Genomic DNA, 14,922 nt, shown 5'->3' with positions numbered 1-14,922 from the left:
ATGAGCGCGGCGTATCTTCTCAGACGGCTCGCCGCGATCCTCATCGTTCTGCTGATCGTCTCGCTGACCGTGTTCTCGATCACGCAGATCCTGCCCGGCAACGCGGCGGTGATGATCCTGGGCGAATACGCCACGCCCGCGCAATTGCAGGCGCTGGAGCTAAAGCTCGGCCTCGATCAGCCCTGGTATGTCCAGTACTGGCGCTGGTTCTCCGGCATGCTGAGCGGCGACTGGGGCGTCTCGATGCGCCTGTCGCAGCCGGTCGCGGCGTTGATCGGCGAAGCGTTCTGGCGCTCGGCGGCGCTTGCCCTGGCCTCGCTAGCGACCGTGACCCTGATCGCCATCCCGCTCGGCATTCTGGCGGCGCTGAAGCGCGGCACGATTGTCGACCTCGTCATCGGCCTCTTCGCCTATATCGGGACGGCGGTACCCGAATTCGTCACGGCGACCCTGCTCCTGGTTTTCCTGGCCGGCCCCGATCGCGGCTTTCTGCCGGCAGGCGGCTTCGCGCCGCTTTCGGAGGGCCTGGGCGCAGCCCTGTCCCATGTCGTCCTGCCGGCCGCGACGCTCTCCCTGATCCTGACCGCGCATATCGCCCGGCAGGTGCGCAGCGAGATGTCCGACGTGCTGTCGAGCGACTATATCCGCGCCGCGCGCCTGAAAGGCCTCTCCGAGCGCTCGGTCGTGCTGCGCCATGCGCTGCGCAACGCGATGGCGCCGGCAGTCGCGGTGATCTCGCTCGATATCGGCTATCTGCTCGGCGGCATCCTGGTGGTCGAGGAAGTCTTCGCCTGGCCGGGGCTGGGGCGGCTCATCATCTACGCGCTACAGAACCGCGACCTGCCGGTGATCCAGGCGGCGACGCTCGTGCTCGCCTTTACCTATGCGCTCTCCAACCTCGTCTCCGACATCGTCATCGCCAGGCTCGACCCGCGGGTGCGTTATGCGTGACCTGCTGCGACATCCAACCGGGCTCGCCGGTGCCGTGCTTCTGGCGCTCATCGCCGTGATGACGATCTTCGGTCCGCTGATCGCGCCCTATGACCCGCAGCAATTCCACCCGCTGTCGCGGCTCCAGGGGCCCTCAGTCGCGTACTGGCTCGGCACGGACCAGTTCGGCCGCGATATCCTCTCGCGCATTCTCAACGGCGCCCGCTCGACCATTCTGTTCGGGCTCGGCGCGACCATGGCCGGCGTCGCAGCCGGCGGCGCGATCGGCCTGATCGCGGGAGCTATCGGAGGCGCTGTCGACAGCCTGATCATGCGCCTGCTCGACGGGCTGCTCGCCGTGCCGGACCTGCTCTTCACCTTGCTGATCGTCACGGTGCTGGGCGGCGGCTCGGGCCACGCCATGCTCGCTGTCGCCATTGCCTTCATGCCGGGGCTGGCGCGCATCGCACGCAGCACGGTGCTTTCGGTGCGTACCCGCGAATTCGTTCTGGCGGCGCAGGCGCGGGGCGAGTCCCCCGTCTATGTCATCGCCTGCGAGATCATGCCCAACACCATCGCCCCGATCATCGTCGAGGCGACGATCCGGGTCTCCTTCGCGATCATGCTCGGCGCGACGCTGGGCTTCCTCGGGCTCGGCGCCCAGCCCCCCTCGACCGAATGGGGCCTGATGATCGCCGAGGCGCGGCAATACATGTTCCGCAATCCGATCTGCGTCGCGGCTCCCGGCGTCGCCATCGCGCTCGCAGCACTCGGCTTCAACCTGCTCGGGGACGCCTTGCGCGATCTCACCGACCCGCGCGGGCGGCGGTGACGGCGTGACAATGAATACAGCCATTGCCTCCGCGCGCCCCGACGCCCGCCCTGCCCTGGAGGCGCGCGCTTATTCGCTGGCCTATGAGACGCCGGACGGCCTGGTCCAGGCGCTGAAATCCATCGATATCAGCATTCCGCGCGGCAAGACGCTCGGCCTCGTCGGCGAGTCCGGTTCTGGCAAGACCTCGCTCGCCTGGGCGATCATGCGCTATCTGCCGCGCAATGCGCGCGAACTCGGCGGCGAGCTGCTGCTGGCCGGCGAGAGCCTGCGCGCCACCTCAAAAAGCCAAATCGCCGATATTCGCGGGGCGCGCATCGGCATGGTGTTCCAGGATCCGAGCACCTCGCTGAACCCGACGCTGACACTCGGGGAACAGCTTGCCGAGACCCTGATCCGCCACCGCAAGATGAGCAAGGCGCAGGCCTTCAGCGAGGGCGAAGCTTTGCTCGCGCGCACCGGCATCACCCGTCCGGCTGCGATGATGAAGCGCTATCCGCATGAGGCCTCGGGCGGCGAGAAGCAGCGCGTCGTGATCGCGACCGCCTTCGCCTGCGACCCCGAATGCATCCTGTTCGACGAGCCGACGACGGCGCTCGACACCATCACCTCGCGCCAGATCCTCGACATCTTCCAAAGGCTTCAGCAGGATACCGGGGTCGCCGCGCTCTATATCTCGCATGACCTCGCACTGGTCTCGCGCATCGCCCATGACGTGGCAGTGATCCATCGCGGCGAGATCGTCGAACGCGGCGCGACCGCGACGCTCTTCCGCAATCCGCAGCACGACTACACCCGCGCGCTGATCGCCGCGGCGCCGCGCCCCGACATCAGGCTCTCCGGCCCGGCACCGGACACTGCAGCTCCGACCGTGCTTGCGACGCAAGACCTGACCGTGCGCTATGGCGGCCGCTCGCTGCTGCAAAAGCTTATGGGCCGCGGCGAGGCCGCCGTCGAAGGCGCGCGCAAGATCGATCTCGATATCCGCGAGGGCGAGGTTCTCGGCATCGTCGGCGAATCCGGTTCCGGCAAATCGACCATCGCGCGGGCCATCGCCGGCATCGTCGATTTCAGCGGTACGATCAGCTTCGACGGCCACGTCGTCCAGGAACGCGGAGCGATCAGCCGCAGCTATCGCCGCGCGGCGCAGATCATCTTCCAGAACCCGGATGCCTCCCTCAATCCGCGTCAGCGCGTCGGTGAGATCATCGCACGCCCCTTGAAGCTCTATGGCCTCGCCAAGGGCGGCGCTATCGAGGCGCGCGTCGCGGAATTGCTGGCGCAGGTCAGGCTGCCGGCCGAGTTCGCCGGGCGCTATCCGCATCAATTGTCCGGCGGCGAGAAGCAGCGCGTCGCGATCGCGCGCGCCTTCGCGGCGAGGCCGAAACTGGTGATCTGCGACGAGATCACCTCCTCGCTCGACGTCTCGGTGCAGGCCGCCGTGGCGCGCCTGCTCGTCGATCTCCAGGCGGAATCAAAGGCCTCATGCCTGTTCATCACGCATGATCTCAACCTCGTGCGCCAACTCGCTCACCGCATCGCCGTGGTCTATCGCGGCGACCTCGTCGATCTGTTCGAGGCTGCCGATTTCGATGCGCAGAAGCGCCATCCCTATACGCGCGCGCTGCTCGAGGCGATGCCTCCCCCGATCCACCCTTGAGACAGGAGATGGCGATGCAAGAGATGGCGATGCAAGAGGTATCCGCCACCACCGGCAGCGGCCGGGCCATCACCTTGCGCTTCGAGAAGGCCGAGCACGACGCCAGGCTCGCCGCCACGCGCGCGGAGCTGAAGCGGCGGAATCTCTCGGCGCTGCTCGTCTTCGCGCAGGAGAGCCACTACTACCTCACCGGCTTCGACACGGCCGGCTATGTCTTCTTCCAGGTCGGGATCATCACCGCCGACGAGCGCCCCACGGTGCTGCTGACCCGCCGGCCCGATCTGCGCCAGGCCCAGGTCGCCTCGCTCTATGACGATGTCAGGATCTGGCTCAACGCCGAGGGCGCGCGCCCGGCCTTCGAGATGAAGGCGATCCTGGAGGAGCTCGGCCTGAAGGGTTCGCGCATCGGCGTCGAATTCGCGACCTATGGCCTGACCGGCGCCAATAGCCGCGAGGTCGAGGCGGCGCTCAGCGGCTTCGCCGAGGTCGTCGACGGCTCCGACATCGTGCGCCGGCAGCGGCTGGTCAAATCCCCGGCCGAGCTCGTCTATATCCGCCGTGCGGGCGAGCTTGCGGACGCAGCCGTGCTCGCCATGGCCGGGAAGGCAAGGCCCGGCGTGCTCGACAGCGTGCCGACGGCAGCCGGCGTTGCGGCGATGCTGGAGGGCGGCGGCGACATGCCGGCCGGCGGCCCGCTGGTGAATTCCGGCCCGCGCGCGCTCTATGGCCGCGGCGTCGCCGGGCCGCGCATGCTGGAAGAGACCGACCAGCTCATGATCGAGCTCGGCGCCTCCTATTGCCGCTACAATGTCTGCATCGAGCACACTCTGGTGCTGGGCCAGCTCGACCCGCGCCAGCAGGCGCAGCACGAGGTCGCTTGCGAGGCGATGCGGCAGGTGCTCGACGCCGCGCGTCCCGGGCGCGAACTGGGAACGCTCGACGACATCCATCGTCGCGTCCTCGACGAGGCTGGCTTCGGCCTGGAGCGCTTCTCGGCCTGCGGCTACGCGCTCGGCTGCACCTATCGCCCGACCTGGATGGACGTGCCGCCGATGATCTATTCCGGCAACCCGCTGGTGATGGAGGCCGACATGGTCTTCTTCGTCCACATCATGATCCCCGATACGCGCACGGGGCTCGCCGCCGGCGTCGGCCAGACATTCGCCCTGCGCGAGAACGGCCCGCCCGAGGTCTTCAGCACGATCCCGCTCGCGCTGCTGCAGGGATGAATTCAGCGTCTTGGGCATCATCGCCGGCGCACTAGGCGTCTTGGACTCCTGGGATTTCCACAGGCGCTGATGCGCGATTCAAGGCTGTCTCTTGGAGGCAGCCAACCCGTAGCTTTGCGCAATGCTGGCGACCGCACGGATCGACAGGAGATGATGCCCATTGCCCAGCGGGCTTTGAGTGTATCATTTTGCTCAGCTCAAACGGCCTTTTGCCGCACAAGCGACGAGATGGTCGACGACATAGCGTACCCTGGGGCGGAGTTGCGCCTGCCGCGGCCAAACCGCATGGATTTCGACCGGCGTGCAAGCATGGTCTGTCAGCACTGCGCGCAGCAGTCCTGCCTTGAGCTGATCTCGCACCATCGAGATGGGCAATTGCACGAGGCCAAGCCCGCTGACCGCGGCACTCACCATCGCGTCTCCATCGCTCAGTTGATATGTCGGCGGCACCACCACCCGCCTTTCGATACTATTCTCGCGCATGAACCAGACGGTCGGCGGCCCTTTCGGCAAGCCTACGATACAGCGATGAGAGCGAACATCGGTGAGGGTCTTCGGTTCGCCATGGGCGTCGAGATAACCGGGCGAAGCGCAGATCACCCGCTCCTGCTTAGCGAGGTGACGCGCGATCAGGTGGCTGCTGTCTCTTAGTGCGCCGAAGCGGATCGCGAGATCGACATCATCCTGCAACAAGTCGCTGGTCGCCTCCGTGAAGGTCAGGCTCAACGTCAGATCGGGGTGAGGCCTGATCAGCTCAACGAGGATCGGCAAGATCACGCGTCGGCCGAACACTACCGGCATGTCAACGTGAAGCCGTCCACTCAAGATCTGATTGTTTGAAGCCAATGCGGATTGCGCGGCAACGACCTCGTCGATCGCCGCCGAGCAAGCCGCCAGATAGGCTTCCCCGTCCGCCGTCAGGCGGGTCAATCGGGTCGTTCGATGGAACAGCATGACGCCAAGGCGTTGCTCCAGACGGCTGACAGCCTTGCCCACCGCTGACTTGGTCAGGCCGAGCCGTTCCGCGGCGAGCGTAAAGCTCCCCGAACGCGCGGCGGCAACAAACACGCTTACACCGGAAAGGGGATCCTGATCGGGCAACGGTATCCTCTTGGTCTACTCATAGTCGCTTTTGAGCGCCTTTATCAGCTCAGGATCTACACTAAATGTCCAGACAGGCGGCCGCGCCCCGGCGCTGCGCAGCTGAACGCCATTCATTAGGAGAAACGCATGCCCGTCGTTCGCGTCAGCTGGTTCGAAGGCAAGGACCATGCGCAGAAGGCAAAGGTCGCCGCCGAGATTACCGAGAGCATCGTTCGCAACACGCAGACCGATCCCCAATACATCTATGTGATCTTCGAGGATGTGAAGGCCAGCGACTGGGCCGGTGCAGGCTCCCTCTTTGGCCACCCCCCTGCCGACGCTGCCGAGGCATCGTAGCCTGCAACCTGCTTCGCAACTGTCCGGCTGCTTCCCCTCGCACAGCGCTGGGCAGCCTCGTCCATGACAACGAGATCAACATGCGCAAACCAATCACGGGAGCCTTGTTCGGCCTGGTTTTCGCGCTGGCGCCGCACGGCCTGCGTGCGGCGCCAGCGATCGAGGTTCTGGGCAAGGATTTTATCTTCCCGAACAAGCTCGACGGACTCCCGGAAAAACTGTCGGACTTCGCCGGTCTGCAGATCAACTCCTTCGCGACAAGCGACGGAGCGAAGCTCTCCTATTGGGAGGCAGGACGAGGCAGTCCGCTGATTTTCGTGCCTGGTTGGGGAGCCAACGGCGCCGAATACATCAATGTCATGTACCTGCTCTCCCAGCATCACCGCGTGATCGTTCTCGACCCTCGCAACCAGGGCCTGTCACAGCGCGTGCCCTTCGGCTCCCGAATCTCTCGGTTCGCCATGGATCTCCGGGAGCTCGGCGAACATCTCAGGCTTGCGTCAGCAGATTACGTCGGCTGGTCGATGGGTGCATCAGTCATGTGGAGCTACATTGATCTCTTCGGCACGAAGGCGATCCGCAAGGCGGTGTTCGTCGACGAACCCGTCTCAATCTATTCGCACCAGGATTGGACCGAGCAGGAGCGCCTCGATGCGGGAGGTACGACGACATCGCCGGAACGCATGGTCGCAGGTTTCACCGGCCGCGGACCTTTGAACAATCTGGTCACCGACATGAAGCCGCTGCTGCGCTCACAGTTGAAGGATTCGCCTCATTTCGTGAATTCGGAGAGCTTCGCCAATGCGTTCATCAAGAACGATCCCGAGGCGATGGGCCGGGTGCTGTTCGATCATACGACGAATGACTGGCGCGACGTCGTCCGCCACAAGGTCGATGTGCCGGTAGCGATCTTCTCGGGCGAAGAGAGCAACAACCTGCCGAGCCAGCGCTGGGCTCAATCCGTGATCCCGAACGCCCAGCTCTACGTCTACACCGCCGCCGAGCAGGGCGACCACTTCCTGATGTTCAAGAACCCACTGAAGTTCGCCAAGGACCTCCGGTCCTTCTTGGAGCGCTGACGCATGAACAGCATGATCATCGTTGCCAAATATGGCTTCGCCGCAACGCTGCTGCTCGGCGCCATCTCCGCTTCCATCGCGAAGAATGCGTCCGCCGTCGCCAGCGACTTCCGGCTGTCGGGGGTATCGCTTCGGCAGAGCGATTTCCGGGGAGCGCCGGCTTTCGAGCTGACGATGCCGTCATCGGCCTATCAGGATCCGACCAAGGAATCGCTCAGCGACAGAAACTTCATGGCCTGGCTGCCGGTCGATTTCAGCGATGGCACGATCGAGGTCGATGTCGCCAGCGAGCTCGCGCCCGACGCCCCGAATTATGCGAGGGGGTTCGTCGGCCTCACCTTCCGGATCGATGAAGCCAGTCGATTCGAAAGCGTCTATTTGAGGCCGACCAATAGCATTGCCGACGATCAAGCGCGGCGGAACCACTCGGTGCAGTACGTCGCTTATCCGGCCTTCCGGTTTGACCGGCTGCGCCGGGAAGCTCCCGAGACATATGAAACCTATGCCGATATCGCGACCGGCCGCTGGATTCATATGAAGCTCGTCGTCTCCGGAACCCGGGCTCAGCTTTATCTCGACGGCCATCCGCGGCCGGCGTTCGTCGTCAACGATCTGAAGCTCGGATCGACCCAGCGTGGCGGAGTTGGGGTTTGGCTCGAATCCGGCACGATTGCTCACTTCCGCAATTTGCGTATCAGCTCCTCCAACTGATCGACTTTCGCAGAACGGTACGATCGGCAAATCATGCGCTCACCCCAATCCATGCGGCCAAGCGGCCGGCAGTTCCTCTCGCCGACAGCCGTGCGCTGCTGCTCGGTTCTGCGAGCGCGGCCCGCCCGAGGTCTTCAGCACGATCCCGCTCGCGTTGCTCCAGGGATGAATCCAGCGTCTCGCGGATCATTGGCCGGCGCACAAAAGCGCAGGTACGCGGAAAAAACCTGGCTAGCCATGCGTTCAGAGCATAGCGGCGCTCGCAATTGGCTCTCTCATTCGAATTGGTCTCAGTGCAAACTGCAGCATCTTCGGGCGCCGCAACGTTCGATCGCAAGCGAAAAGCAGGCTCACCATGCGCTCATCTGAGGTGGCACAGCCGAACCGCAGGCAGTTCCTGTCCTCGACGGCGATTGCCCTGCTGCTTGGTTCGACGGGACGAGGCCTTGGCGAGACGATCGCAGGCAGCCCTCCCTGGAAGCCTTTTGACGCCAGCCCGCCGCAGACGCTGGGCTCGGGCACTTGGTATTTCCTGACGCCCGACGAAGTTCGCACGGTGGGCGCGATCACCGAGCGGCTGATCCCGGCGGACGAGCTGAGCATCAGCGGCAAGGATGCCGGCTGCGTCGAATTCATCGACCGCCAGCTCGCCGGCAGCTACGGCTCGTCCGAGCGGCTCTATATGAAGGGGCCGTTCCAGCCCGGCACGCCCGAACAGGGCGACCAGTTCCCGCTCGACCCGCGCCAGCGCTATCGGCTGGGGCTCGCCAGCCTCCAGGCGCATTGCCGCGAGACCTATCAGAAGGCCTTCGCCGATCTGCCGCCCGAGCAGCGCGACCAGGTCCTGACCCAACTTCAGACCGGCGCGATCACGCTGAAGGATGTCGACGCCAAGGCCTTCTTCGCGCTCGTCCTGCAGAACACCATGGAAGGCTTCTTCGCCGACCCGATCTATGGCGGCAACAAGGAGATGGTGTCGTGGAGGATGCTCGGCTTCCCCGGCGCGCGCTACGATTACCGCGACTACATCGACAAGCATAACCAGAAGCTCGATTTACCCCCGCTCAGCATTGCCGGGCGGTCCGAATGGCGCGTGAAGGATTGAGCCATGGCCACGAAACTTCCCTCGACGGATGTGGTCGTGGTCGGGCTCGGCTGGGCCGGATCGATCATCGCCAATGAACTGACCGACCAGGGGCTCGAGGTCGTCGCCTTCGAGCGCGGCCCCTGGCGCGAGACGGCGCGCGATTTCAACATCGCCTCCGCTCCGGACGAGCTGCGCTACAGCCAGCGCCAGGAGCTGATGCTCCAGACCGCCCAGAACACCGTCACGGCGCGCAACACCCCGTCGCAGACGGCGCTGCCGATGCGCAGCTGGGGCTCGTTCCACCCCGGCAACGGCACGGGCGGCGCCGGCAACCACTGGGCCGGCATCACCTTCCGGTTCCAGCCGGAGGAGTTCCGACTGAAATCCCATCTCACCGAGAAATACGGCGCCGGCGCCATTCCAGCTGAGCTCACCCTGCAGGATTGGGGCACGGACTGGAGCGAGATGGAGCCGTTCTACACGGCGTTCGACCAGCTTGCCGGGCTCTCCGGGCGGGCCGGCAACCTCAAGGGGCAGATCCGCGAGGGCGGCAACCCGTTCGAGGGGCCGCGCTCAGAGGAGTATCCGACCGGCCCGATGCGCCAGCCCTATGGCCCGACCCTGTTCGCCCAGGCCGCGAAGGATCTAGGCTACAAGCCCTTCCCGGTACCCTCGGCGCTAATCTCCGAGGCCTATACGAACTCGCTCGGCATCACGATGGGGCCGTGCACCTTCTGCGGCTTCTGCACCAATTACGGCTGCGCCAACTATTCCAAGGCGAGCGCGATCACCACCATCCTGCCGGTGCTGACGCGAAAATCCAATTTCCGGGCACAGACCAATTCCGAGGTGCTGCGGGTGACGCTCGACGCCACCGGCAAGCGCGCCACCGGTGTCGTCTATGTCGACACCTCCGGCAAGGAATGGGAGCAGCCGGCCGATCTCGTCATCGTCACCGCCTTCACCTTCGAGAATGTGCGATTGATGCTGCTCTCGGGCGTCGGCACGCCCTATGACCCAGAAACCCAGACGGGCACGACCGGGCGCAACTACGCCTACCAGACCGCCAACAGCGTCCAGCTCTTCTTCGACGACAAGAACTTCAACCCCTTCATCGGCGCGGGTGCGCTCGGCATGGGGATCGACGATTTCAACAACGACAATTTCGACCATTCCGGCCTAGGCTTCTTCGGCGGCGGCAGCATCCGCGTCACGCCGATCGGCGCGGCCCCGATCGGCTATCGGCCGACGCCGCCCGGCACGCCGCTCTGGGGCTCGAACTGGAAGCGCCAGACGGTCAAGAACTACCTCAGCTCCATGTCGATCGGCTGCGAGGCCTCGAGCTATACGACGCGCACCAACTACCTCTCGCTCGACCCGACCTATACCGACCGGCTCGGGCGGCCGCTGCTGCGCATCACCTTCGACTTCTCGCAGAACGACCTGAAGATGTCGCAATACTGCACCGACAAGGTCGCCGGCATCGCCAAGGCGATGAACCCGCGCCAGCAGGTTGCCCATCCCATGACCGGGCACTGGAACACCGGCCCCTACCAGTCCTCGCATGTGGTCGGCGGCTTCGTCATGGGCGCGGATCCCAAGACGAGCGCGGTCAACAAATATCTGCAGAGCTGGGATGTGCCCAATCTCTTCGTGGTCGGCGCCTCGGCCTTCCCGCAGAACCCCGGCTACAACCCGACGGGAACCGTCGGCGCACTCGCCTTCAAGGCGGCCGACGCCATCCGCCGGCTCTATCTCAAGAACCCCGGCCCCCTGGTGAGCGCATGAGGATGCCCGTTTCCAAACGGCTCGGCGGGGCCGCGTTTGCCGCGCTGGTCGTCGCCGCCATCCCGGTCGGCGCACAGGTCACCGGCGACGCCGCCTTCTCGCAGGTCGAGAAGGGGCGCGACCTCGCCGTTCTGGGCGACTGCGCCGCCTGCCATACGGCGCCCGGCTTGCCGCCTTTCGCCGGGGGCGTCGTGCTGCAGACACCCTTCGGCAATCTCGTCGCCCCCAACATCACACCCGATATCGAGACCGGGGTCGGCCGTTTGTCGCTCCAGGACTTCCAGAGCGTGATGTCGAAGGGCATCGGCAAGGGCGGCTATCACCTTTACGGCGCCATGCCCTTCACCGCCTATACCAAGGTGTCGGCGCAGGATAATGCGGCGATCTGGGCCTATCTGCAGACGCTGGAACCGGTGAAGAACAAGATCGAGCCGAACCAGCTGCCCTTCCCGTTCAACATCCGCGCCAGCCTGATCGGCTGGAACCTGCTCAACTTCACGCAAGGCGAATTCAAGCCTGACCCGAAGCAGTCGCCCGACTGGAATCGGGGCGCCTATATCGTCGAGGGGTTGGGCCATTGCGGCACCTGCCACACGCCCAAGAACCTGATCGGCGGCGACAAAAACAGCCAGTTCCTCGAAGGCGCGACGCTGCAGGGCTGGTTCGCGCCCAACATCACCGCCGACCCGCATAAGGGCATCGGCGCCTGGAGCGAGGACGAGATCGTCCAATATCTGAAGACCGGCGCCAATCGCTTCGACATCGCCTCGGGCCCGATGGCCGAGGTGGTCGAGAAATCCTCACAGCATTGGAGCGAGGCCGATCTGAAGGCCGTGGCGGTCTACCTCAAGGCGGGCCGCAACGGCGAAGCCAAGGCGCCCGCGCCCTTGCCCGCCGGCGACAAGCTGATGGCGGCCGGACAAGCGGTCTTCGCCGATCGCTGCATGGGCTGCCATGTCGCGACCGGAGCTGGCGTGCCGAAACTGTTCCCGCGCCTGGCCCAAGCGCCGCTGGTGAATTCGGACGACCCGACAACCTTGATCCGCGTCGTGCTCGCCGGAAGCCGGGCCGGCACCACGAGAGCGGCCTCAACGGGACCGGCCATGCCCTCCTTCGCCTGGAATCTCAGCGACCAGGACGTCGCCGCCGTCCTCACCTATGTCCGCAACAGCTGGGGCAATGCCGCCCCGGCCGTCTCGGCCAAGGACGTGGCTTCGTTGCGGACCAGCCTGCAGCCCTGACGGGACGGCTCGCTTCCATCACCCGCGCCGTCATTCCGGACAAGCCGCGTCAGCGGCGCAGATCCGGAATCCATCGGAGGCCACCGAACTCTACGATGGATTCCGGGTCCTCGCGGAGCCTGTCCTTGGGCCGATCGAAGATCGGACCCGAGGGCTGCGCCCGGAATGACAGCGCGTGGGTGGTCAAGACAGAGCCACTAATATCAGCGGGGCATTTCAGGTCAGGCTCTCAGGATGAGGGCTGGAGTTTCCAGCCAGGCTCTCCGTCCAGGAGCTCCCGCACCAGCGGCATGACCTTCATGCCGTAGAGTTCGATGCTGCGCATCAGCCGGTCATGGGGCAAGGAGCCGGCGCTGTATTTCAACTGGAAGCGCGAAACGCCAAGCGCTTTCACCGTGTTCGCGATCTTCCGCGCCACGGTTTCGGGGCTTCCAACATAAAGCGAGCCGCGATCGGCCTCCTGATCGAACTCGGCGCGATTCATCGGCCCCCAACCGCGCTCGGCGCCGATCCGGTCCCGCATGCGCTTGAAGTCCGGCCAGAGCTCCTCCCGCGCCTGCGCGTCGCTGTCGGCGACATAGCCGGGCGAGTGCACACCGATGGGCTGGACCGGCCGGCCCATCTGGCTGAAGGCGCGGTTGTAGAGCTCGACATAGGGTTTGAAGCGCAAGGGATCGCCGCCGATGATCGCCAGCATCATCGGCAATTCGTATCTGGCCGCGCGCACCACGGATTCGGGGCTGCCGCCGACGCCGACCCAGGTCTTGAGGGTTCCCGTCTCGATCGGCGGGAAGACACGCTGGTCGGTGAGCGAGGCGCGCGTGGTCCCGCTCCACGTCACCGCCTTCTTGGCGATGAGCTCGGCGAAGAGGTCGAGCTTCTCCTCGAACAGCGTCTGGTACTGGTCGAGCTCGAAGCCGAACAGCGGAAAGGACTCGGTGAAGGAGCCGCGCCCGAGGATGATTTCGGCACGCCCTTTCGCCACGGCGTCGAGCGTCGCGAAGCGCTGGAAGACCCGGACCGGGTCATCGGACGAGAGCACGGTCACGGCGGAGCCGAGCTTGATCCGGCTGGTTCGCGCCGCGATCGCCGCCAGAACCATTTCGGGCGTGGAGACCGCAAAATCCTCGCGGTGATGCTCGCCGATGCCGAAGAAATCGACGCCCACCTCGTCGGCCAGGACACCTTCCGCCACGACATTGCGAATGACCGCCGCATGGGACAGCAGGACGCCGTCTGGCCCCGTTGTCACATCGCCGAAGGTGTCGAGGCCAAATTCGAGGGCCGGTGTCATGGCATCATCCTTCCGCGGCGCGTCCAGTCGTCCCGCGGCTTGGCGCGTGGATCATTGCGTTAGCTAGTCACGCGTGCCGCGCCGCGCCAGCCGCGCTCGGCGCTGGAGCAGAATGCAAAAAAGCGGGAACCAGTTTTTCGCATCGACCCTGCTCTCACTCTTGATGAGAGGCCGATTCAGATTTCAGATGGGACCATTGTGTGGTCCCATCTGAAATCATCCGGCTTGAGGAGATGACGATGAGCGAAGGATACATGTCCGGCTTCGGCAACAGCTTCGAGACCGAGGCCCTGCCCCATGCCCTGCCGGTCGGCCGCAACTCGCCGCAGCGCGCCAATTACGGGCTCTATGCCGAACAGCTCAGCGGTTCGGCCTTCACCGCCCCGCGCGTCAACAATGAGCGCTCCTGGCTCTACCGCATCCGCCCGAGCGTGAAGCATTCGGGCCGCTACAAGAAGATAGACAAGGGTGCGATCCGCTCCGCGCCGAATGCGGGCGAGTCGGAGTTGCCGATCGGCCAGTTACGCTGGGGGCCGGTGCCGATCCCCGCGGGCGAGCGCGACTTCATCAGCGGGCTCTTCACCATCACGACGGCCGGCGATGTCGAGGCGCAAAGCGGCATGGCCGCCCATCTGCTGCTGGTGAACCGCTCGATGCGCGACAGCTATTTCTTCAATGCCGACGGCGAGTTCCTGATCGTCGCGCAGGAAGGCAGCCTGCGCTTCCACACCGAATTCGGCGTCATCGCAATCGAGCCCGGCGAGGTCTGCATCATCCCGCGCGGCGTGATCTTCCGCTGCGAACTCGCAGGCGCCACCGCCCGCGCCTATGTCTGCGAGAATTATGGCGGTGTCTTCACCTTGCCCAATCGCGGCCCGATCGGTGCCAATTGCCTCGCCAATGCGCGCGACTTCCTCACCCCCGTCGCAAGCTATGAGGACAGGGAAACGCCAAGCCGCCTGACCGTGAAATGGTGCGGCGAGCTCTATCGGACAGAGATCGGCCAATCGCCGCTCGACGTCGTCGCCTGGCACGGTAATTACGCGCCTTACAAATATGACCTGCGCCGCTATTCGCCCGTCGGCGCGATCTCCTTCGACCATCCCGACCCGTCGATCTTCACCGTCATGACCTCGCCCAGCGAAAGCGAGGGCACCGCCAATATCGATTTCGTCATCTTCCCCGAACGCTGGGCGGTGGCGGAGAACACCTTCCGCCCGCCCTGGTACCATCGCAACATCATGTCGGAGTTCATGGGGCTGATCTACGGCGTCTATGACGCCAAGCCTGAAGGCTTCACGCCCGGCGGCTTCAGCCTGCACAACATGATGCTGCCGCACGGGCCCGACGCCAGCGCCTTCGAGCATGCCAGCACCGGCGAGCAGAAGCCGGTCAAGCTCACCAATACGCTGGCCTTCATGTTCGAGAGCCGCTTCCCGCAGAAGCTGACGAAGTTCGCCTCCGAACTCGCGACCTTGCAGAGCAACTACATCGAGTGCTGGGATGGGCTGAAGAAGCGCTTCGACCCGACGAAGATCACGCCGGATTGGTGAGGATCGGCACGCTGCTGCCTGCCCTATGGGGATGCATCGGCGGCGCGCTCGTGATCTGATCCCCGTGGCGGGCCGCTG

General features: G+C 65.0%; 13 protein-coding genes. 11 read left to right on the top strand and 2 right to left on the bottom strand.

Annotated elements, in window-relative coordinates:
• From BMZ97_RS01785 to BMZ97_RS01770, 4 genes are read left to right on the top strand one after another with little or no spacing between them, the layout of a single operon-like run.
• Positions 1-951 carry an ABC transporter permease gene (locus tag BMZ97_RS01785; RefSeq protein ID WP_092164881.1) on the top strand — a complete coding sequence of 317 codons (951 nt, stop codon included), beginning with the start codon at positions 1-3 and terminating at the stop codon, positions 949-951.
• Entirely contained in the window at positions 944-1,762 is an 819-nt protein-coding gene (locus BMZ97_RS01780; RefSeq protein ID WP_092164879.1) for an ABC transporter permease, read from the top strand. The genes BMZ97_RS01785 and BMZ97_RS01780 overlap by 8 nt, the downstream gene beginning before the upstream one ends.
• A gap of 10 nt (positions 1,763-1,772) precedes the next feature.
• On the top strand, positions 1,773-3,422 hold the full coding sequence (locus BMZ97_RS01775) for a dipeptide ABC transporter ATP-binding protein (protein WP_092164877.1): 1,650 nt from the start codon (positions 1,773-1,775) through the stop codon (positions 3,420-3,422).
• A 29-nt stretch (positions 3,423-3,451) separates the two neighbouring features.
• Positions 3,452-4,651, top strand: coding sequence for a M24 family metallopeptidase (locus BMZ97_RS01770; RefSeq protein ID WP_175525391.1), 1,200 nt, complete (start codon positions 3,452-3,454; stop codon positions 4,649-4,651).
• 192 nt (positions 4,652-4,843) lie between these two features.
• Here BMZ97_RS01770 and BMZ97_RS01765 read toward each other — a convergent pair whose 3' ends face one another.
• Complete coding sequence (locus BMZ97_RS01765) at positions 4,844-5,752, bottom strand: LysR family transcriptional regulator (RefSeq protein WP_092164873.1); 909 nt, start codon at positions 5,750-5,752, stop codon at positions 4,844-4,846.
• A gap of 129 nt (positions 5,753-5,881) precedes the next feature.
• Here BMZ97_RS01765 and BMZ97_RS01760 point away from each other — a divergent pair, with 129 nt between their 5' ends.
• The 6 genes from BMZ97_RS01760 (at position 5,882) to BMZ97_RS01735 (ending at position 11,997) form a co-directional block, all read left to right on the top strand.
• Positions 5,882-6,091, top strand: coding sequence for a tautomerase family protein (locus tag BMZ97_RS01760; protein WP_092164871.1), 210 nt, complete (start codon positions 5,882-5,884; stop codon positions 6,089-6,091).
• A gap of 104 nt (positions 6,092-6,195) precedes the next feature.
• The gene (locus BMZ97_RS01755; RefSeq protein WP_244546192.1) at positions 6,196-7,170 is read left to right on the top strand and encodes an alpha/beta fold hydrolase; all 975 of its coding nucleotides are present in this window, start codon (positions 6,196-6,198) and stop codon (positions 7,168-7,170) included.
• Between the two features lie 3 nt (positions 7,171-7,173).
• Positions 7,174-7,881 (top strand): LamG domain-containing protein, encoded by a 708-nt coding sequence (locus tag BMZ97_RS01750; protein WP_210188197.1) that lies wholly within the window; start codon positions 7,174-7,176, stop codon positions 7,879-7,881.
• A 355-nt stretch (positions 7,882-8,236) separates the two neighbouring features.
• Positions 8,237-8,986, top strand: a complete 750-nt coding sequence (locus tag BMZ97_RS01745; protein ID WP_092164867.1) for a gluconate 2-dehydrogenase subunit 3 family protein — start codon at positions 8,237-8,239, stop codon at positions 8,984-8,986.
• Positions 8,987-8,989: 3 nt separating this feature from the next.
• Positions 8,990-10,756, top strand: a complete 1,767-nt coding sequence (locus BMZ97_RS01740; protein ID WP_092164864.1) for a GMC family oxidoreductase — start codon at positions 8,990-8,992, stop codon at positions 10,754-10,756.
• A gap of 2 nt (positions 10,757-10,758) precedes the next feature.
• Positions 10,759-11,997, top strand: a complete 1,239-nt coding sequence (locus tag BMZ97_RS01735) for a c-type cytochrome (RefSeq protein WP_092164862.1) — start codon at positions 10,759-10,761, stop codon at positions 11,995-11,997.
• Between the two features lie 229 nt (positions 11,998-12,226).
• Here the strand turns inward: BMZ97_RS01735 and BMZ97_RS01730 are convergent, their stop codons facing one another.
• A complete protein-coding gene (locus BMZ97_RS01730) occupies positions 12,227-13,291 on the bottom strand; it encodes an LLM class flavin-dependent oxidoreductase (RefSeq protein ID WP_092164860.1) in 1,065 nt (354 codons plus the stop codon).
• 233 nt (positions 13,292-13,524) lie between these two features.
• Between BMZ97_RS01730 and hmgA the strand changes: the two genes are divergently transcribed.
• The gene (hmgA, locus tag BMZ97_RS01725) at positions 13,525-14,844 is read left to right on the top strand and encodes a homogentisate 1,2-dioxygenase (RefSeq protein ID WP_092164858.1); all 1,320 of its coding nucleotides are present in this window, start codon (positions 13,525-13,527) and stop codon (positions 14,842-14,844) included.
• The last annotated feature ends 78 nt before the right edge of the window (positions 14,845-14,922 follow it).

Source organism: Allobosea sp. OK403, assembly GCF_900113835.1.
GTDB lineage: Bacteria > Pseudomonadota > Alphaproteobacteria > Rhizobiales > Beijerinckiaceae > Allobosea.
The sequence above is the reverse complement of the archived record's forward strand: the minus strand, read 5'-3'. Positions and strand labels throughout refer to the sequence as shown.

Excerpts from the sequence above, each read along its gene's own strand:
- BMZ97_RS01745 (WP_092164867.1), top strand. The coding sequence starts at position 8,237 with ATGCGCTCATCTGAGGTGGCACAGCCGAACCGCAGGCAGTTCCTGTCC.
- BMZ97_RS01735 (WP_092164862.1), top strand. The coding sequence starts at position 10,759 with ATGCCCGTTTCCAAACGGCTCGGCGGGGCCGCGTTTGCCGCGCTGGTC.
- BMZ97_RS01780 (WP_092164879.1), top strand. The coding sequence starts at position 944 with ATGCGTGACCTGCTGCGACATCCAACCGGGCTCGCCGGTGCCGTGCTT.
- BMZ97_RS01775 (WP_092164877.1), top strand. The coding sequence starts at position 1,773 with ATGAATACAGCCATTGCCTCCGCGCGCCCCGACGCCCGCCCTGCCCTG.
- BMZ97_RS01785 (WP_092164881.1), top strand. The coding sequence starts at position 1 with ATGAGCGCGGCGTATCTTCTCAGACGGCTCGCCGCGATCCTCATCGTT.
- BMZ97_RS01770 (WP_175525391.1), top strand. The coding sequence starts at position 3,452 with ATGCAAGAGGTATCCGCCACCACCGGCAGCGGCCGGGCCATCACCTTG.
- BMZ97_RS01760 (WP_092164871.1), top strand. The coding sequence starts at position 5,882 with ATGCCCGTCGTTCGCGTCAGCTGGTTCGAAGGCAAGGACCATGCGCAG.
- BMZ97_RS01730 (WP_092164860.1), bottom strand. The coding sequence starts at position 13,291 with ATGACACCGGCCCTCGAATTTGGCCTCGACACCTTCGGCGATGTGACA.
- hmgA (WP_092164858.1), top strand. The coding sequence starts at position 13,525 with ATGACGATGAGCGAAGGATACATGTCCGGCTTCGGCAACAGCTTCGAG.
- BMZ97_RS01750 (WP_210188197.1), top strand. The coding sequence starts at position 7,174 with ATGAACAGCATGATCATCGTTGCCAAATATGGCTTCGCCGCAACGCTG.
- BMZ97_RS01740 (WP_092164864.1), top strand. The coding sequence starts at position 8,990 with ATGGCCACGAAACTTCCCTCGACGGATGTGGTCGTGGTCGGGCTCGGC.